The organism is Leisingera sp. G5_S3_59_S7 (genome assembly GCF_054968485.1).
Genome location: NZ_JBQKUH010000036.1, coordinates 1 through 18118, shown reverse-complemented (window position 1 = coordinate 18118; position 18118 = coordinate 1). Strand labels below are relative to the sequence as shown.

Annotated in this window: 15 protein-coding genes and 1 riboswitch; of the genes, 2 read left to right on the top strand and 13 right to left on the bottom strand. The window is 64.1% G+C overall.

The annotated features are described in order from the left end of the window. Positions 1–68 precede the first annotated feature (68 nt). From ACTRWG_RS15450 to ACTRWG_RS15405, 10 genes are all read right to left on the bottom strand, one after another. Positions 69–872 carry an enoyl-CoA hydratase family protein gene (locus tag ACTRWG_RS15450; protein WP_027238230.1) on the bottom strand — a complete coding sequence of 268 codons (804 nt, stop codon included), beginning with the start codon at positions 870–872 and terminating at the stop codon, positions 69–71. Next, the gene (locus ACTRWG_RS15445) at positions 866–1324 is read right to left on the bottom strand and encodes a MarR family winged helix-turn-helix transcriptional regulator (RefSeq protein WP_027238231.1); all 459 of its coding nucleotides are present in this window, start codon (positions 1322–1324) and stop codon (positions 866–868) included. The genes ACTRWG_RS15450 and ACTRWG_RS15445 overlap by 7 nt, the downstream gene beginning before the upstream one ends. Then, positions 1321–2076, bottom strand: coding sequence for an SDR family NAD(P)-dependent oxidoreductase (locus tag ACTRWG_RS15440; RefSeq protein ID WP_027238232.1), 756 nt, complete (start codon positions 2074–2076; stop codon positions 1321–1323). Before ACTRWG_RS15440 ends, ACTRWG_RS15445 begins: the two co-directional genes overlap by 4 nt. After that, positions 2073–4367, bottom strand: coding sequence for a bifunctional salicylyl-CoA 5-hydroxylase/oxidoreductase (locus tag ACTRWG_RS15435; protein ID WP_027238233.1), 2295 nt, complete (start codon positions 4365–4367; stop codon positions 2073–2075). Before ACTRWG_RS15435 ends, ACTRWG_RS15440 begins: the two co-directional genes overlap by 4 nt. Before the next feature lie 209 nt (positions 4368–4576). Further along, entirely contained in the window at positions 4577–6817 is a 2241-nt protein-coding gene (gene ptsP / locus ACTRWG_RS15430; protein ID WP_027238234.1) for a phosphoenolpyruvate--protein phosphotransferase, read from the bottom strand. A gap of 271 nt (positions 6818–7088) precedes the next feature. After that, positions 7089–8327, bottom strand: a complete 1239-nt coding sequence (locus tag ACTRWG_RS15425; protein ID WP_027238235.1) for an aspartate kinase — start codon at positions 8325–8327, stop codon at positions 7089–7091. Positions 8328–8505: 178 nt separating this feature from the next. Then, positions 8506–9954 (bottom strand): TrkH family potassium uptake protein, encoded by a 1449-nt coding sequence (locus ACTRWG_RS15420; protein ID WP_027238236.1) that lies wholly within the window; start codon positions 9952–9954, stop codon positions 8506–8508. A gap of 47 nt (positions 9955–10001) precedes the next feature. Further along, entirely contained in the window at positions 10002–10946 is a 945-nt protein-coding gene (locus ACTRWG_RS15415) for a hypothetical protein (RefSeq protein WP_051357896.1), read from the bottom strand. A 303-nt stretch (positions 10947–11249) separates the two neighbouring features. Then, positions 11250–12353, bottom strand: coding sequence for a GTP cyclohydrolase FolE2 (folE2, locus tag ACTRWG_RS15410; RefSeq protein WP_462829554.1), 1104 nt, complete (start codon positions 12351–12353; stop codon positions 11250–11252). Positions 12354–12463: 110 nt separating this feature from the next. Next, a complete protein-coding gene (locus tag ACTRWG_RS15405) occupies positions 12464–13315 on the bottom strand; it encodes a LysR substrate-binding domain-containing protein (RefSeq protein WP_161631112.1) in 852 nt (283 codons plus the stop codon). A gap of 110 nt (positions 13316–13425) precedes the next feature. On the opposite strand from ACTRWG_RS15405, the gene ACTRWG_RS15400 reads away from it, so the two are divergent. Then, positions 13426–14214, top strand: a complete 789-nt coding sequence (locus ACTRWG_RS15400) for a HalD/BesD family halogenase (protein WP_027238238.1) — start codon at positions 13426–13428, stop codon at positions 14212–14214. A gap of 118 nt (positions 14215–14332) precedes the next feature. Here the strand turns inward: ACTRWG_RS15400 and metZ are convergent, their stop codons facing one another. Further along, positions 14333–15523 (bottom strand): O-succinylhomoserine sulfhydrylase, encoded by a 1191-nt coding sequence (gene metZ, locus ACTRWG_RS15395; RefSeq protein ID WP_027238239.1) that lies wholly within the window; start codon positions 15521–15523, stop codon positions 14333–14335. 60 nt (positions 15524–15583) lie between these two features. Beyond that, positions 15584–15662, bottom strand: a riboswitch (SAM riboswitch). Between the two features lie 136 nt (positions 15663–15798). Here metZ and ACTRWG_RS15390 point away from each other — a divergent pair. Then, positions 15799–16488, top strand: a complete 690-nt coding sequence (locus ACTRWG_RS15390) for a glutathione S-transferase N-terminal domain-containing protein (RefSeq protein WP_027234710.1) — start codon at positions 15799–15801, stop codon at positions 16486–16488. A gap of 106 nt (positions 16489–16594) precedes the next feature. Here ACTRWG_RS15390 and ACTRWG_RS15385 read toward each other — a convergent pair whose 3' ends face one another. Then, the gene (locus ACTRWG_RS15385; RefSeq protein ID WP_027234711.1) at positions 16595–17206 is read right to left on the bottom strand and encodes an inner membrane-spanning protein YciB; all 612 of its coding nucleotides are present in this window, start codon (positions 17204–17206) and stop codon (positions 16595–16597) included. A 32-nt stretch (positions 17207–17238) separates the two neighbouring features. Next, positions 17239–18118 (bottom strand): EamA family transporter (locus tag ACTRWG_RS15380; RefSeq protein ID WP_462829553.1); only part of this gene is annotated, 880 nt, incomplete at its 5' end.

The following is an 18118-nucleotide window of genomic DNA, read 5'->3' as shown; positions in this document are numbered from 1 at the left end:
TGGCCCTAATTATCCCCGCCGGAGGCTCCCGCACCCTCCTCCGGCGCGGGCTCCGGCGTTTTCACGGCTCAGTCGCCCTCGAACAGCGGCTTTTCCTTCTTCACAAAGGCATGATAGGCGCGCTCGAAATCCGCCGTCTGCATGCAGATCGCCTGCGCTTGAGCCTCCGCTTCAATCGCCTGTTCGATCGACATCGACCATTCCTGCGCCAGCATGGTCTTGGTCATCATGTGACCAAAGTTCGGCCCCGCCGCGATCCGCTCCGCCCAGCTCTGCGCCTCGCCCGCCAGCGCGTCCGCCGCAACCAGCTTGTTGTGAAAGCCCCAGGCGTGACCCTCCTCGGCGCTCATCGACCGCCCGGTATACAGCAGCTCCGCCGCCCGGCCCTGGCCGATAATGCGCGGCAGGATTGCACAGGCGCCCATATCGCAGCCCGCCAGCCCTACCCGGGTGAACAGGAACGCGGTCTTCGCCTCCGGCGTCGCGATCCGGATGTCGGAGGCCATGGCGATAATTGCCCCCGCACCCACGCAGATCCCGTCAATCGCCGCAATCACCGGCTTGCCGCAGTTCACCATCGCCTTGACCAGATCGCCGGTCATCCGGGTGAAGGCCAAAAGCTCCTTCATGCTCATCTTGGTCAGCGGCCCGATAATGTCATGCACATCACCGCCAGAGCAGAAGTTGCCGCCGTTGGAGGCAAAGACCACCGCCTTAACGGTATCGTCGTAATGCAGATCCCGGAACCAGTCGCGCAGCTCGGCGTAGCTGTCGAAGGTCAGCGGGTTCTTCCGCTCCGGCCGGTCCAATGAGACGGTGGCGACACCGTCTTCGATCCGGCACAGGAAGTGTTTCGGGTCCGTGTTCAGCATCTCGCCTTGCCTCCGTTTTCCAGACGCCGGGCCACCGCGTCCAGGCTTTCTGTTATTCTCTGCGCCTCATCCGCGGTCAGCCCGTCAAAGGCCGCGTTGATCCAGCCCTCATGCGCGTCCGCCTGCCGGGCAAACTCCGCCTTGCCCGCCGGGGTCAGCCGCACCAGGTTGGCGCGCCGGTCGCCTTCGACCTTCTCGCGCAGCACATGGCCGTCTTCGACCAGCCGCTCGACGATCCCTGTCACATTGCCGTTTGAGACTTTCAGGACCCCCGACAGTTCGCTCATCTTCAGGCCCTTATCGTGCTGCATCAGCGCCGCCATCACGTCGAACCGCGGCAGCGTGGTAGAGAAATCGCGCCGCAGGTTTTCCCGCACTTCGCTCTCCACCGCCTTGGTGGCTTTCAGCACCTTCAGCCACAGCCGCAGCCGGTCTTTCGAAGTTGTGCTCAAATCTCCCCTCCCGAAATCGGCAGCGCGCTGCCGTTGACCGATCCCGCGCCCTCGCTGGCCAGCCACAGCGCTGCCTCCGCCACTTCTTCCGGCTGGATAAACCGGTCCTGCGGGTTGCCCCGGCGCAGGGATTTGGCCGCCTGCTCCGCCGTCATACCGGTCTTGGCCACGATGTTGTCCAGCGATCTTTGCAGCAGCGGTGTTTCGATGAAACCCGGGCAGATCGCATTCACCGTCACCCCGGATTTCGCCAATTCCACCGCCAGCGCCCGGGTCAGGCCGACAACGCCGTGCTTGGCAGCGCAATAGCCGGAAACATAAGGATAGCCCTTCAGCCCCGCGGTGGAGGCCACGGCAATCAACCGCCCCCAGCCCTGGTCTTTCATGCCCGGCAGACAGCCCTGCCACAGATTGAAAACACCGGTCAGATTGACCGACAGCGCCGCCTCGAAATCCCCGGTGGTCATCCGCTCAAAGGGTTTGGAGGGCGCAGCACCGGCATTGGCCAGCGCGATGCTGACCGGCCCGTTAGCCTCAGCCGCCTTGGCCAAGGCGTCATCCAGCGCCGCCCGGTCCGTCACGTCGCATACGGACGGAAAGGCGCCCGTGCGGTCCGCCACCTCTTGCAACGGCTCCATGCGGCGGCCCAGGATGGTGACCCTGGCGCCGCCTGCGGCAAACCGCGCGGCAAGCTCGGCGCCGACGCCGGAGCCGCCGCCGGAAATCACCGCATGTTTGCCCGCCACGCTCATGCCCGGATCACCTCCGCCTCGCGGTCGGCCAGCCGCCACAGCTGATCGCGGCCCGCGTGATAAGGCAGCGGCCAGTCGCCATGCCGGTCACCGATCCGCGCCGCCTCGTGCAGGCTCCAATAGGGATCTGCCAGATGCGGCCGGCCGACGCAGACCAGATCCGCCCGCCCCGCCATCAGGATCGAGTTGGCATGATCCGCCTCATAGATGTTGCCCACCGCCATGGTGGCAATCCCGGCCTCGTTGCGGATGCGGTCGGAGAACGGCGTCTGGAACATCCGGCCATAAACCGGCTGCGCATCGGTCGAGGTCTGCCCGGCAGAGACGTCAATGATATCGGCACCCGCCGCGGTGAAAGCCTTGGCGATCTCCACCGCCTCCTCCGGCGTCACACCCTCGTCGCCGACCCAGTCGTTGGCGGAGATACGCACCGACATCGGTTTGTCGTCCGGCCAGACTGCGCGCATCGCCTGGAACACCTCCAGCGGGTAGCGCAGGCGGTTTTCGAGGGAGCCGCCGTACTCATCCTCCCGGATGTTCGATTTAGGCGAGATAAAGGACGAAATCAGATAGCCATGCGCCGCATGAAGTTCGATCATGTCAAACCCGGCGCGCTCTGCCATTTGCGCGGCGGCCACGAATTCCGCTTTGATCGCATCCATTTCCGCGCGTGAGATTTCCCGCGGTGCCGGGTTGTTGTCCGACCACGGGATCGCCGAGGCCGAAACCGTTTCCCAGTTCCCTTCCGGCAGCGGCGCATCCATTTCCTCCCAGCCCAGCTGGGTTGAGCCCTTGCGGCCCGAATGGCCGATCTGGCAGCAGATTTTCGCACTGGTCTCAGCGTGGACGAAATCCGTCAGCCGCTTCCACGCCGCCTCATGCTCCGGCGCGTAGAGCCCTGGGCACCCGGGCGTGATCCGCCCCTCCGCCGACACACAGGTCATCTCGGTGTAAACCAGCCCTGCCCCGCCCTTGGCGCGCTCGCCGTAATGGATCAGGTGCCAGTCCGTCGGGCTGCCATCCACCGCCTTGTACTGCGCCATCGGCGACACCACGACGCGGTTCTTCAGCTCCATCCCGCGCAAGGCATAGGGCGCAAACATCGGCGGCCGCACAGGTGCATCGGCAGGCGCGCCTGCCTTATCCTGAAACCACTTCTCGGCGCTTTCCAGCCACTCCGCATCGCGCAGGCGCAGGTTTTCATGGGAAATCCGCTGCGAGCGGGTCAGCAGCGAGTAATTGAACTGCACCGGATCCATGTCCAGATAGCGCTCGACTTCCTCGAACCACTCCAGCGAGTTGCGCGCCGCCGACTGCAGCCGCAGCACATCCAGCCGCCGCTCCTCCTGATAACGCTCAAACGCGCGCTCAAGCGTCGGCTCGGTGCTGACCAGCTCCGCCAGCGCAATTGCGCTGTCAAAGGCCAGCCGCGACCCCGACCCGATGGAAAAATGCGCAGTGGCGGAGGCATCGCCCAAAAGCACCACATTCTCGTGATACCACTTCTCGCACAGCACCCGCGGAAAGTTGATCCACACCGCTGCCCCGCGCAGATGCGCAGCGTTGGACATCAGCGCGTGCCCGTCCAGATGATCGGCAAAGATCTCCTCGCAGGTGCGGATGATTTCGTCCTTGCTCATCCCCTCAAAGCCCCAGGCCTCCCAGGTCTCGGCAGAGCATTCAACAATCACCGTAGCGGTGTCGGCGTCGAACTGATAGGCGTGAATCCACATCCAGCCGTGCTTGGTCTTCTCGAACACAAAGGTGAAGGCATCATCGAATTTCTGATGGGTGCCCAGCCAGATGAACTTGCAGGGGCGGACGTCGATTTCCGGTTTAAAGTGCTCTGCGAACTCATTGCGGACACTGGAATTCAGCCCGTCGCAGCCCACCACCAGATCGTATTCTTTCTGATACTCGGCAGCGGTTTTCGCGGCGGTTTCAAACTGCAGGTCGACGCCCAGCTCCCGCGCCCGGTCCTGCAACAGCAGCAGCATCTGCTTGCGCCCGATCCCGGCAAAACCGTGGCCGCCCGACACCGTGCGGGTCCCGTTATGGACAACTGCGATGTCGTCCCAATAGGCAAAGTTTTCCCGGATCGCCGCCGCGCTTTGAGGGTCGTTCTCGGTCAGGTTCTCCAGCGCGTCATCCGACAGCACTACACCCCAGCCGAAGGTGTCATCCGCCTTGTTGCGTTCAATCACCGTGACCTGCGCCTCCGGCTGGCGCAGCTTCATAGAGATCGCAAAGTAGAGGCCGGCAGGCCCTCCCCCCAGACAGACGACTTTCATGACCATCCACTCCCGCTCAGCACAATATCCGCGGATCAGGATAAGCGGGTCCGGAAAAACTTCAAGCCTAAAGTTTTAAGCTTGAAACAAATGGCCGCGAGAAAGGCTCACGGCACGGACCCGGCACCGCCTCAGACGTGGCAAATGCACCCCAGCCCCGCCCTGGGCGGGGCTACGGAGCAGGCCGCCGCGGCACGGGCTGCCGCGGATTACAGCCCCCGCAGGTACTCCATCACCGCCGGGCGCACCGCCTGGTCGCCGCGGTGGCGCGCATCCGAGATGATCTTGCGCAGCTCACCCAGATCCACCCGCAGCAGCAGCGATTTCACCGGCCCGATCGAGGCCGGGCGCATCGACAGCGTGCGGATGCCCATCGCGGCCAGGCACACCGCCTCGACCGGCCGCCCTGCATCCTCCCCGCAGAAGCTGAGCGGCGTGCCGGAGATCGCGCAGCGTTCGACAATCCGCTCGATAAAGCTCAGGAAGCTGACATTCAGCGTGTCATAGCGGCGGCGCACCCGCTCGTTCTCGCGGTCAGCCGCAAAGAAGAACTGCTTCAGGTCGTTGCCGCCGATCGAGATGAACGCCACCTCGTCAAAGAACTTCTGCGGCGCATAGGCCAGCGACGGCGTCTCCAGCATCGCGCCCACCTCCAGATCGGATGGCAGCACGTGGCCCAGAATACGCTCGCGCTCGATTGTCTTTTCTACCTCGGCCTTGGCGGCGCGGTATTCCTCGAACTGCGCCACAAAGGGGAACATGACCGACAGCGGCCGCCCCTCGGCGGCGCGCAGCAGCGCTTGCAGCTGCATCCGCATCACCCCGGGCTTGTCCAGCCCGACCCGGATCGCCCGCCAGCCCAGCGCCGGGTTCGGCTCATCCGTGGGCTTCATGTAAGGCAGCACCTTGTCGGAGCCGATGTCCAGCGTGCGGAACACCACCGGCTTGCCGTGGGCCGCGTCCAGAACCCGTTTGTACAAGGCCACCAGCTCCGAACGCTTCGGCATCTGGTTGCGCACCAGGAACTGCAGTTCGGTGCGGAACAGCCCCACCCCTTCGGCGCCAGAGCCGTCCAGCGACGGCAGGTCAGCCATCAGGCCCGCGTTCATCATCATGTTTATGCGCTGCCCGTCGGTTGTCACCGCGGACTTGTTGCGGATCGAGGCATAGCGCTCCTGCGCCTGGGTATGCATCGCGATCTTGTCGCGGAAGGCGCCGACGACGGTTTCGTCGGGGCGCAGATGCACCACGCCCTGATCGCCGTCCACCATGATGTGGTCGCCATTCAGCGCCTCGGTGGTGACGCGCTTGGCATTCACCACCAGCGGAATTGCCAGCGCCCGCGCAACAATGGCCGCGTGCGAGCCGACGGAGCCTTCCTCCAGCACGATCCCCCGCAAGGACCGGCCGTATTCCAGCAGATCGCCCGGGCCGATGTTGCGGGCAATGAGGATCGGGTTCTCCGGCAATTCAGCGCCTGTATCGGCGCCCTGGCCGGTCAGAATGCGCAGCAGCCGGTTCGACAGGTCGTCCAGATCGCTCAGCCGTTCGCGCAGGTATGCGTCCTGCACCTGACTCATCCGGGCGCGGGCCTGGGACTGCTCCTTCTCCACCGCCGCCTCAGCGCTCAGGCCGCGGGCGATGTCCTCTTCCATGCGCCGCATCCAGCCTTTGGAATTGGCGAACATCCTATAGGCCTCAAGGACCTGCAGCTGCTCCTTGTCGCCATTGCGAGAGACTTCCAGCATCTTGTCGACACCGACCCGCAGTTCCTCCACCGCGCCGTTCAGCCGCTCCAGCTCGCGCTGCGGATCATCGGCAATCGGATTAGTGACAATCACCCGCGGCTCGTGCAGCCAGACATTGCCTTCCGCCGCGCCCTCCTGGGCCGAGGTGCCGTGAATCAGCACCGCCTGCTGGTGCAGCGGAGACAGCGCCGCGCCCTCGCCAACAAAGGCGCCCAGCTCGGTCATCTCGGCGATCACCATTGCCACCACTTCCAGTGCGTAAACCGCGTCCGAGGAAAACTCGCGCGCCTCCTTGGACTGCACCACCAGCACGCCCAGCATCTCGCCCAGGCGCTGGATCGGCACCCCCAGGAAGGACGAGTACCGCTCCTCCCCGGTTTCCGGCATGTAGCGGAAGCCTTTGGCATTGGGCGCATCCGGCGTGTTCACCACTTTGCCAAACCGCGCCACCCGGCCCACCAGGCCCTCGCCGATGCGCATCCGGGTCTGGTGCACCGATTCGATGTTCAGGCCTTGAGTCGCGCACAACTCCAGCGTCTCATCATCGCGGAACAGATAGACTGAGCACACCTCTGTGCCCATGCTGTCGGCGATCAGATGGGTGATCTTGTCGAGCCGCGCCTGACCGGCATCATCACTCGCCATCGCCTCGCGCAAGCGGCCCAGAAGCTTCCTGCTTTCGGATTCCGTACTATCGGCCATTCTCACCCTCTCCCGAGGTCGTTTCCCCGCACGCTGCCGCCCAGATTGCTCTCCCGGAACGGATACCGCCCAGAGTAGTACGCCAGCGCTCTCTCCTCCACCCACTTGTCCCACCCCAGGATGAAAAGTCCAAGTGTTTTTACTGCATTGCCCGTATTCAGCGCAGCCCGCTCCGGCGTTGCGCAAAATACCGCACAGCGCGGCCCAGACACAACAAAGGCGCCGGAAGGGCGCCCTTGCAATTTACCGGATCTCTTTATCAGATCAGCGCTCAGCCGGCTTTCTGCAGCTCAAACGCGTCGTGCAGCGCCTGCACCGCCAGCTCCATGTACTTGCGGTCGATCAGCACCGAGATCTTGATTTCCGAGGTGGTGATCACCTTGATGTTGATGCCCTCATCCGACAGCACCTTGAACATCTTGGCCGCCACGCCCGACTGCGAGCGCATGCCGATGCCGACCACCGACACCTTGGCCACATCCCTGTCGGCCAGCAGCTCGGCATAGTTCAGCTCGCCCTTTTCCTTGATCGCCAGCAGCGCCTGTTCGGCGCGGGCAACCTGATCGGTCGGGCAGGAGAAGGTCATGTCGGTGCGGCCCTCTTCGGAGATGTCCTGCACGATCATGTCCACATTCACGCCCGCGTCGCTCAGCGTTGTAAAGATGGTGGCCGCGATGCCAGGGCGGTCGGCCACCGACTGCACGGTCAGCTTGGCTTCGTCACGGGAATAGGCCACACCGGCCACAACATTGGATTCCATGATTTCCTCCTCGTCGCAGACCAGGGTTCCGGCCTCGTCGGACTGTTCCTCAAAGCTCGACAGAACGCGCAGCTTCACCTTATAGCGCATTGCCAGTTCGACCGAGCGGGTTTGCAGCACCTTGGCCCCCAGCGAGGCCAGCTCCAGCATTTCTTCAAAGGCGATCTTGTCCAGCTTGCGCGCCTTGTCGCAAATCCGCGGATCGGTGGTATAGACGCCGTCCACGTCGGTGTAGATGTCGCAGCGCTCCGCCTCGAACGCGGCGGCAAACGCCACTGCGGTCGTGTCCGAACCGCCGCGGCCCAGGGTGGTGATACGGCCCTCGGGGCTGATGCCCTGGAAACCGGCCACAACCGCCACTTTCATGCCCTCGGCAAACTTGGCACGGATGTTTTCCGGCGGAATCTCCTCGATCCGGGCCTGGCTGTGCGCCGAATTGGTCTTGAGCGGCACCTGCCAGCCCTGCCAGCTGCGCGCCGGGACATCCATCTCCTGCAGCGTCAGCGCCATCAGGCCGGCGGTCACGTTCTCGCCCGAGGACACCACGGCGTCATATTCCCGCGCATCGTACAGCGGCGAGGTCTCATCGACCCAGCCCACCAGCTCGTTGGTCTTACCGGACATGGCAGAGACGATGACGATCACGTCATAGCCCTTGGCCACTTCAACGCCGACACGCTTGGCGGCGCGGCGGATGCGGTCCAGGTTGGCGACAGATGTGCCGCCGAATTTCATCACAAGTACGGGCATATGGAACGGGTCTCCCTGCGCTTGCGGGTTTCGGTCCCGTGCCTCATATGCGAGCGGCCCTGTAAGGGCAAGAGCGCGCAGCCCCATCCGGCAAGGAAGCTGCGGTTCCGCCAGCCCCTGCGGCGCGGCAAAGCGCCACAACAGGCGGTTTGCGCAATTTCTGCCAATCCGCGCGCTGTCAGCCGCGCCAGAACCGCACCGTCAGAATGGCGTAGACCGCCATCAGTTCCAGCCGCCCGATCAGCATTGCCGCGCTCAGGATCCATTTCGCCGGATCGTTGAGAGTGGAAAAATTGCCGGCCGGCCCGATTGTATCGCCCAGCCCGGGGCCGATGTTGGCCACTGCAGTGGCCGCGCCCGAGACTGCGGTGACAAAGTCCAGCCCCGTCAGCGCCAGCGCCCAGGCAACCACCCCCAATGTAACCACAAAGAACATGAAAAAGGAGATCACCGAGCTCAGCACCTCAGCGTTCACGGGACGCCCCTCATAACGGGTGATGAACACCCCGTGCGGCGAGCGGATGCGCTGGATCTGATTGCGTATCGAGGCAAACAACAGCTGGTAGCGGAAGATCTTGACTGAACAGGCGGTCGAGCCCGCGCAGCCGCCGATCAGCCCGGTGAAAAAGAAGATCATCACCAGAAAGCTGCCCCATTGCATGTAATCGGCGCTGGCATAACCGGTGCCCGACATGATCGAGGTGATATTGAACAGGGCCGAGCGCAGCGCCTCCTCGCCGCCATGCGGGCGCGCGTAGTACAGCACGCCTGCGGCAATCGCGACCAGCAGCCCCAGCGTCATCATGAAGCCCCGGATCTGGCTGTCGCGCAGCATCGGGGTGCCGTGGCCGTTGATCAGCTGCACATAGCGCACGAAGGGCAGCGCCGCCAGGATCATAAAGACAGAGGCGGCATATTCCACCGGCCCGGCAAAGGCCCCGAAGGACGCATCGTAATTGGCAAAGCCGCCGGTCGCGATGGTGGTCATCGAATGCACCAGCGCATCAAACGGCCCCATGCCCATCACCATGTAAACCAGCATGCAGGCCATCGTCAGCGACACGTAGATCAGCGAAATCTGCTTGGCGATCGCCTGCGCGCGCGGCAGGATTTTCCCAAAGGTGTCAAAGCTTTCCGATTTAAAGATCTGCATCCCCCCGACCCGAAGCTCGGGCAGGAACACCATCGCCACAACAATGATGCCGATCCCGCCGACCCATTGCAGGATGCCACGCCACAGCAGCAATCCGCGCGGCAGATCATCAAGTCCCGAGATCACCGTCGAGCCGGTTGTGGTCAGCCCCGACATCGCCTCGAAAAAAGCATCGACAAAACGCAGCTCGGTGGCCCCCAGCATCAGCGGCACCGCACCGAACAGCGGCAGCGCAAGCCAGACCATCGTGGTCAGAAGGAAGGTCTGGCGGATGCTCAGCCCCTCCTTCACCCCGTTGGCACAGCTCAGCGCCATCAGCCCGCCGACCAGAATGGTGAACACCGCGCTTTCCAGAAAAACATGCCACTCGCCGCGGCCGTCCAGCAGATCGACCAGCAGCGGGAACACCATCATGGCTCCCAAGATGACGACCAGCAGGCCGATGACATATCCAACCGGGCGGAGATCCAACATGCGGCGCAGCGTTGGCCCCCCGCGCGGTAAGTGTCAAGTGTGCGGCGCTATTCGCCGCTGCCTCTGGTGCCAGCAGCGTTGCGCTGCGGCATCTGCGGCGGCGAAGACGGCTTGCGCGGCCGCTTGGCAGAGCCGGACTGGGCTGCCTCCGCCTTGGCTGGTGCTTTCACCTCAGGCGGCTTAGCTCCCGCGGCTTTTGCCTCAGGCGCCCTTGCCTCAGGAGCCTTTGCCTCAGGCGCCTTTGCTTCCGGTGCCTTTGCTTCAGGTTTCTTTGCCTGAGGCGCCGCGGCCTTGGTCTCGGGTGCCTTCAACGCAGCAGCCTTGGCGTCCGGCGCTGCGGCCTTTGGCGCTTCGGCCTTGGCTGCGGGTTTCTCTGCCGCCTTGGCCGGCTGTTCCGGCGCGCTCTTGCGGGATGCGGAGGTGCGGAACACCGCGGGTGCCTCTTTCATCCCGGGTCCGGCAGCCGCCCCGCCTTGCTTGGCGGCCTGATTGCCGGCGGCGTCTTTGGCTGGCTGTGCCGCGGCAGTCTTGGCCTGCTCCGGCTTGGCCGCCGTATCTGCCGCCGCCGCACGGGCCGGGGCCTTTCGCGCGGCAGGCTTGCGGGTTGCAGGCTTCCGGGTTGCAGCCTTGCGGGCCGCCGGCTTTTTGGCTGCCGCCTTCCGGGCCGTCTTGGCAGCCGGCTTCTTGCCGGGCTGCGCCTTTGCGTCCGCGTCCGCCACGGCTTCCGTTCCGGCTGCCGCTAGCGGGGCCGTTTCCGCCTCCGCTCCGGCGTCAGCTTGGCCTTCCGGCACGGTCTCCGCCGCGGCCGGGTTTGCGCCCATCAGCCGCCGTTGCGCCTCAAGCATCGAATGCGCCATCCGCATCTGCTCAAAGGGGGTCTGCAACGCCGCCTCTGCCGCCTGGCGCCACAGCTTCAGCTGTATGCCGGCCGCAAACCCCGCCCATTCATGCGCCCGGGCCGTGAAACCGGCAAAGTGGTGAAAGCTCGTCATCTGGTACTCCTCAAGTCCTGCACTGGCCTTGCGCCGGGGCTGCATTGAGATGTCCGGGCAAGGATATCGGGGAGCGGACGCCGGATGCGCACCGGGCCGGGTCCAGCAGAATTCGGGCCGTCAATTGCAGACACCTGCGCACAAGCTCCCCTGCCCCCGGCAGGATAACCGGGGGATTCGCAGATCAGGCTAACATGCGTTTCTGCGCAGCGGCGTAAAAATTGCGGCAACGCAGAAAATGCCGCAGAGCAGGCTCGTTTCAGGCGGAAACCTGCCTGCAAATCAGGCAGGCGCGCGCGTGTCTCAGCCGTGATGGATCAGGGTCGAGAACAGTTTCGGGTCCAGGCTCATCGCCTTGAACAGCGGTCCTTGGGTCAGCACGCTGACCGCGTCATGGCTGTGCAGGCTTTCCTGGTGGCTGGCCACCACCCGGAAATCGCCGATCCGGGCATCCCCCTGCAGCGCCTCGCAAAACAGCCGCGCCGCATCCTCGACAAAGATCGGATTGGCGGCGTTCAGCTCGGCAAACGCCTGCTCGTCCTCGCGCTTGACCATCACCTGGGTCTCGGTCGGCACCGCCTTGCGGCACAGCTCGATCAGGTCCTCGAACCACAGGCACTGGCTGCCCGGCACAGACTGCACCGAAATCCGCGCGACAGAGCGCTGCGAATGCGGCGTCGCCAGCTGGCCGCGCGCCTGGCGGGCGTGCTCTGACAGCTCCAGCGAACACGGGCAGGTCGAGGAATAGACATAGTCCAGGTGCATGATCTTCTCACGCACCCCGTCATGGTCCACCAGCTCCAGCGCAAAATCGTAATACTGGTAACCGCTCAGGCCGGAGCGCAGGCTCTTGACCCGCGCCGGGAAGGAGAACCGCATCTGGATGCGCGCATCCGGGCTGTCCAGATCGCTCAGGTAATCATCCAGCGCGTTCGCCATCACCTCGAAACTGAAGGTCCGCTCCGCGTGCTTGTAGAAGGTGCGCATGATCCGGGACATGTTGATGCCCTTCTTGCCGGCGTCCAGGCTGACGGTGCCGGTCACGCTGGTTTCCAGCGTCAGATCGCCATCATCGCGGGTGTGGAACCGGATCGGCAGGCGGAAGTTGGAGATCCCCACATGCTGAATCTGCTCCTTGGCGCCGCGGATCAGGCTGGTAGGCCCGTTCTGCAGGTCGGGCAGCGTCGCGCGATAAGCCTCGTCCGACTTGAAATCCTCGGGGTAAATCCGCGACAGATCCGGATAATTCCCGACCTCACGGCCCGGCAGCAGCCGTGCCACAGCCGGGTCCAGCTCGGCAATCTCGGTCTCAGACGCAATGCCGGCCCAGGCCCGCAACACATCCAGCGCGGCGGCAGCGGCCTCGCGGTCCGGCGCCTCAGCAGCGTCGCGGTTATGAATGTTCATCGGCGTTTCCCCCAGTGATACGGCCCATATAAGGTCCGGCAGGCCACCCTCATATACTGTTACGCGGCAATTTTCAAAACGGATCCGCCATTTGCGGCAGAACCGGCGCCTTATCGGACCCCCAACGCCTCTGCAAGCGCCCTCAAGCGCCGCGAACGCGACTTGTAATGCGCAGTGACCAGCACATAAGGCCGCGCCATCTCCAGCGCCGGCCCCTCCAGCCGGTGCAGCCTGCCCGCGCGGAGTTCGCCGCCCACAACCTGCTCCGGCAGCAGCGCAATGCCCAGCCCCGCCTGCACCAGCGACACGACAGAGGGAACCGACTGCCCGATCGCCGCCGCCAGGCTGGGGCGCTCAATCCCATGCTGCGTAAAATACTGCCGCCAGCCCGGCACCGAGGAAATCGTCTCGCCCCAGGCAACCTCGACCAGCGGCGCACTGCGCACATCGGCCTGCGGATCCGCTCCGACCGGCACCAGCCGGTCCTTGAACAGTGCCTGCGTCCGGTGCTCCGGATGCTCGCCGCCATAGGCCAGCCGCGCATCAATACCCTCGGCTTCCAGGTCGATCCTGTCATCCTCGATCCGAAGCCGCACCGTCACGTCAGGCCGCGCCTGCGCAAACAGCTTCAGCCGCTCCGGCAGCCACAGCTGCGCCAATGCAGGCGTGGCAGAAATCACCAGCGGGCGGCTTTTGGCGCCTTCGGTCATCGCTTCGGTGAAACTGGCGATCTCCGCCAGCGATACCGCCGCCCGTTGGTAGTAATCCCGCCCCGCATCCGTCAGCCGCACCTGATTGGCGCGGCGGACAAACAGCTTCAGCGCCAGCCAGTCCTCCAGGTTCTTGACCTGCATCGACACCGCAGCAGAGCTCACCCCCAGCTCCGCCCCCGCAGCCGAAAAACTCCCGGTCCGGGCAGCGCATTCAAAGGCGCGCAGGGCGTTCAGGGGCGGCAGCTTCATGGCGGCACAGTGCAAGAAATGCTTATGCTCGCCAAGATATTTTATAGTGGTCAGATGTCCGCGCAGCGCGCAGGCTTTACAAAAGACCATCAAGATCCAAGGACCACCCCATGCACGATATTCTTGATCTCGACCGTTACCCGCTCGACCGCCCCGGCACCCCGGAATGGCAGGCGCTGGTGGACCGCTGCCGTGCTGAGCTGGCCGCCGACGGCATGTTCAGCCTGGAGGGGCTGATGAAGCCGGAGGTGGCCCAAGGCGCAGCCGACGCGCTGAAAGGCAAGTTCGAGACCGAAAGCTTCCACCACAAGCGCTGGCACAACATCTATTTCAAGGACCGCGTCGAGGGGCTGGCCTCGGACCACCCGGCCCTGCAGAAGGTGGAGACCTCGAACTTCACCCTGTGTGCCGACCAGTTCCCGGACTCGCCTGTGCTTCGGCTGTACGACTGGCCGCCCTTTGCCGAATTCCTCGCCGCCACAATGGACAAGCCCGCGCTTTACACCATGGACGACCCGCTGGCGCGGCTGAACATCATGTCCTACGGAGCCGATCAGGCGCTGAACTGGCATTTCGACCGTTCTGAATTCACCACCACCATGCTGCTGCAAGCGCCTGAGGAAGGCGGCGAGTTCATCTACAGCCCCGAGCTGCGCAGTGATGACGATCCGAATTACGCAGGCGTCGAACGGCTGCTGAAGGGTGAAGACCCCAACATGCGCTCGATCACCCTGGCGCCCGGCACGCTGAACATCTTCCGCGGCAAGAATTCACCCCACCGGGTCGGCACCGTCAAAGGCGGCAAGACCAGGGTGATCGCCGTCTTCACCTTCTACGAACGCCCGGGCGTGCGGTTCAGCGATGAGGAAAACATCGGCTTTTACGGCCGCGCCTCCTGAGCCGGCCCCCGCTGAAAGAAAAGAGGGGGCTGTCTGCCCCCTCTTGAGCCTCCGGCTCAATTCACCCCCGAGGATATTTTCAGCCAGATGAATAAATGTTTTTCCGGCTGTAACGGGGTCAAGCCTGCGCGGCCTCCAGCGCCGCTGTCAGGTCGGCAATCAGATCGTCTGCGTCTTCCAGCCCCACCGAGAAGCGCACCAGGCCGGGTGTGATGCCCAGCTCGACCTTCAGGTCGTCGCTGAGGCGCTGGTGGGTGGTGGTGGCCGGGTGGGTGGCAATGGATTTGGCGTCGCCCAGGTTGTTGGAGATCACCGGGATGGTCATGGCGTTCAGGAACTTGAAAGCCGCCGCCTTGCCGCCCTTCAGGTCCAGCGACAAAACGGTGCCGCCCTTGCCGCCCAGCTGGGTCTGCACCAGCGCGTTTTGCGGATGGTCCTTGAGCCCCGGATAGATGGTTCGCGCCAGTGCCGGATGGCCGTTCAGGGCTTCGGCAATTTTCAGCGCGGTTTCGGCCTGGGCATTCACCCGCAGCGCCAGTGTTTCCAGCCCCTTCAGCATCACCCAGGCATTGAACGGGCTCAATGAGCCGCCGGTGTGCTTCATATAGGGTTCCAGCGTGCCGCGGATGTAGTCCTTGGTGCCCAGCACCACACCGCCCAGCGCCCGGCCCTGGCCGTCGATGTGCTTGGTCGCGGAGTAGATCACCACATCGGCGCCCTGTTCGATCGCGTTGGAAAACACCGGGGTCGAGAACACGTTGTCCACCACCACCGTGGCGCCCGCGGCATGGGCGATCTCAGCCACGCCCGCGATGTCGATCACCTCCAGCGTCGGGTTCGACATGCTCTCAAAGAACACCGCCTTGGTGTCCGGGCGCACCGCCTGCCGCCAGGCTTCCAGATCGGTGCCGTCGATGAACGTCACCTCAACCCCGAAGCGGCCCAGCACATCCGCCAGGATATAGTTGCAGGAGCCGAACAGCGCCTTGGCCGACACGATGTGGTCGCCCGCCTTGACCAGCGAGGTCAGCGCGCCATTCACAGCCGCCATGCCGGAGGCGGTGGCAAAGGCATCCTCTGCCCCTTCCAGCGCCGCGATACGCTTTTCGAACATGTCGACGGTCGGGTTGCCGTAACGGGCATAGATGAATTCATCCGGGCCGGTCTCGATGAACCGCGCCTCGGCCTGCTCGGCGCTGTCGTAGACAAAGCCCTGGGTCAGGAAGATCGCCTCGCTCACCTCGTTGTACTGGCTGCGGCGGGTGCCGCCATGAACCAGCTTGGTGCGGCTGTTCCAGTTGTCGCTCATCTTCTGTCTCCTCGCGCCTATAGCGCACAAAAAAACCCCCGATCGGCCAAGCGAAAGGGGGTCCTTCACGTCCTGACCTCTTTAGCGGGATTGTTTAACGTGGCCCGCAATCCGGTAACAAATCGCCACGATGTGATGGTTGCGATTTACGCATCTTGCGGGATTCGGTCAAGCCGCCGCGGAGCCGCCGGTCACACCGATGTGAGCGCCGCCGCCCCTTGCCTGCCCGCTGGCTGACGTGTTCCTGTGGCCGGGCACACTGACGGAGGCACGCGATGCAGGATCCCATCCGGCTGTTCTACTGGCCGACCCCCAATGGCTGGAAAATCTCCATCGCGCTGGAGGAGATGGGCCTGCCCTACGAGGTTACGCTGATCGACATCGGCAAGGGGGACCAGTTCGCGCCGGAGTTCCTGAAGATCTCCCCCAACAACCGCATGCCCGCCATTGTGGATCCGGACGGGCCCGGCGGCGCACCAGTCTCCCTGTTCGAAAGCGGCGCCATCCTGCAATACCTCGCCCGCAAGACCGGGCGGTTCTACGGCGCGGACGAACGCGCCCGGCTGATGGTGGATCAATGGCTGATGTGGCAGATGGGCGGCCTCGGCCCGATGGCGGGCCAAGCGCATCATTTCCTCAAATATGCAGCCCAAGACTTGCCCTACGCCAAGGACCGCTACCGCAACGAAGTCGCCCGCCTCTATGGCGTGCTGGACCGGCAGCTGGCGAAAACTGAGTATGTCGCGGGCGCTGATTTTACGATTGCCGACATGGCGGTCTGGCCCTGGGCCTCGCTCTGGGAAGGCCAGCAGCAAGTGCTGGACGACAAGCCGCATCTGGCCCGCTGGCTGGATCTGATGTGGTCCCGCCCCGGCGTCGCGGCGGGCCGGGCGCTGCATGCGGACCTGCGGGCCGACCGGTCTGACAGCAAGGCCCAGCAAGTAATTTTCGGCCAATCCCGCTAAACCGCGCACCCGCAGCGCACCGCAGGTGCGCTGCCCGGCCCAAGGCTTGGCGCCTCATCTGTGATGAGGGGCCAAGGCGCGGGAGCCCGCCCTTGCCTGCCGCCGGTTATTCCGCCGGGCCTGCCTCTTCCTCGTCGCCGTATTTCTGGAACAGCTGCCCCTGGAACATGAAGAAGGCAAACATCGCCACCGGCAGGCCGAATGTCTTGAAATAGACCCAGGTCTCGGTGCTCTGCGTGCGCCAGATCAGCTCATTCGCCATCGCGAGGCCAAAGAAGAAGGCGCACAGCCGCCGCGTGAGGATCATCCAGCCCTCCTGCTTCAGGGGCATCAGCTCCTCCATCACCACCTTGAGCCAGCTTTGGCCGCGCATCAGGCCGATGCCCAGCAGGCCGCCGAACAGCACATAGAGCATCGTCGGCTTCATCTTGATGAAACGGTCATCGTTGAACCACACCGACATGCCGCCGAACAGCACCACCAGGATCAGCGTCGCAAACTGCATCCGCGACAGATGGCCGGTCAGCTTCCACAAGGCGAGCGTTGACGCCACCATCAGCGGGATGAACGCCGCGGTGATGACGATGAAGCCCTTGTATTCGCTGCCGCCGATCAGAAACACCTCATCCTTCAGCTTCAGATAGCCGATGAAGAACAGGACGATGGGTCCAAGCTCCAGCACCATCTTCAAGGTCGGGTTGATCTTCTTTGCGGCCATGGGGCCTCCTGTCTGCTCTACTTGCGGCGGTCTCAGCCGCCCATTTCCACTATCACGGCGCCCAGGGCGATCAAAGCCATCAAGGCAATCCGCCGCGGCCCCACGGTTTCCTTCAGGACCAGCCAGCCGATCAGCGCCGCAAACACGGTCGAGGTCTCGCGCAGCACCGCCGCCTCCCCCACCTTGTCCAGCCTTGTGGCCAGCATGATCGCCCCAAAGGAGGCGAACGCCACCAGCCCGCCAAAGAAGCCCCGGACCATCAGCGGCCCCGGCGCGGGCGGTTCCGCCATGCTGCGCCAGCGGGCAAAGGCAATCACCGGAAACACCAGCCCGTCGATCATGAAAAACCACGCGAGGAAGGTGAACGGATCCGCCGTCGCCCGGATGCCATAGGCGTCATATGTGGTGTAGGCGGCCACAAACAAGCCGGTGATAAAGGCAAACAGCAGTGCGATCCCGAGGGTGTCGCGGTTGGCTTCCAGGAAGACAAAATTATAGGCCGCCAGACCAAAGATCCCGGCCAGCAGCACCGCCACCCCCAGCCATTGCACCGGGGTGAACACCTCGCCGAACAGAAAGAAGGAGCCGATCACCGTGAACAGCGGTCCGGTACCGCGCACCACCGGGTAGACCACGGTATAGCTGCCCTTGGTATAGGCCAGCGCCTGAAACAGCTTGTAGAAAACGTGGATCACCCAGGCGACGGCGAAGATCACCCACATGTGCGGCTCCGGCCAGGGCACCACAAACAGCGCAAAGGGCGCCGCCATCACGCAATAGGAAAAGTCGATCGCCCCGCGCGACAGCCAGGGGTCATGCCGACCCTTTTGCAGCGCGCCGAAGACCGCGTGCAAAAAGGCTGCCCAGATGGCCAGAAACAGCGCCGCCTGATGCCCGGCCTCGGTGCCTTCC

Coding starts and splice junctions, on each gene's coding strand:
- ACTRWG_RS15450 (WP_027238230.1), bottom strand. CDS start 872: ATGCTGAACACGGACCCGAAACACTTCCTGTGCCGGATCGAAGACGGT.
- ACTRWG_RS15440 (WP_027238232.1), bottom strand. CDS start 2,076: ATGAGCGTGGCGGGCAAACATGCGGTGATTTCCGGCGGCGGCTCCGGC.
- ACTRWG_RS15435 (WP_027238233.1), bottom strand. CDS start 4,367: ATGAAAGTCGTCTGTCTGGGGGGAGGGCCTGCCGGCCTCTACTTTGCG.
- ptsP (WP_027238234.1), bottom strand. CDS start 6,817: ATGGCCGATAGTACGGAATCCGAAAGCAGGAAGCTTCTGGGCCGCTTG.
- ACTRWG_RS15425 (WP_027238235.1), bottom strand. CDS start 8,327: ATGCCCGTACTTGTGATGAAATTCGGCGGCACATCTGTCGCCAACCTG.
- ACTRWG_RS15420 (WP_027238236.1), bottom strand. CDS start 9,954: ATGTTGGATCTCCGCCCGGTTGGATATGTCATCGGCCTGCTGGTCGTC.
- ACTRWG_RS15415 (WP_051357896.1), bottom strand. CDS start 10,946: ATGACGAGCTTTCACCACTTTGCCGGTTTCACGGCCCGGGCGCATGAA.
- folE2 (WP_462829554.1), bottom strand. CDS start 12,353: ATGAACATTCATAACCGCGACGCTGCTGAGGCGCCGGACCGCGAGGCC.
- ACTRWG_RS15405 (WP_161631112.1), bottom strand. CDS start 13,315: ATGAAGCTGCCGCCCCTGAACGCCCTGCGCGCCTTTGAATGCGCTGCC.
- ACTRWG_RS15400 (WP_027238238.1), top strand. CDS start 13,426: ATGCACGATATTCTTGATCTCGACCGTTACCCGCTCGACCGCCCCGGC.
- metZ (WP_027238239.1), bottom strand. CDS start 15,523: ATGAGCGACAACTGGAACAGCCGCACCAAGCTGGTTCATGGCGGCACC.
- ACTRWG_RS15390 (WP_027234710.1), top strand. CDS start 15,799: ATGCAGGATCCCATCCGGCTGTTCTACTGGCCGACCCCCAATGGCTGG.
- ACTRWG_RS15385 (WP_027234711.1), bottom strand. CDS start 17,206: ATGGCCGCAAAGAAGATCAACCCGACCTTGAAGATGGTGCTGGAGCTT.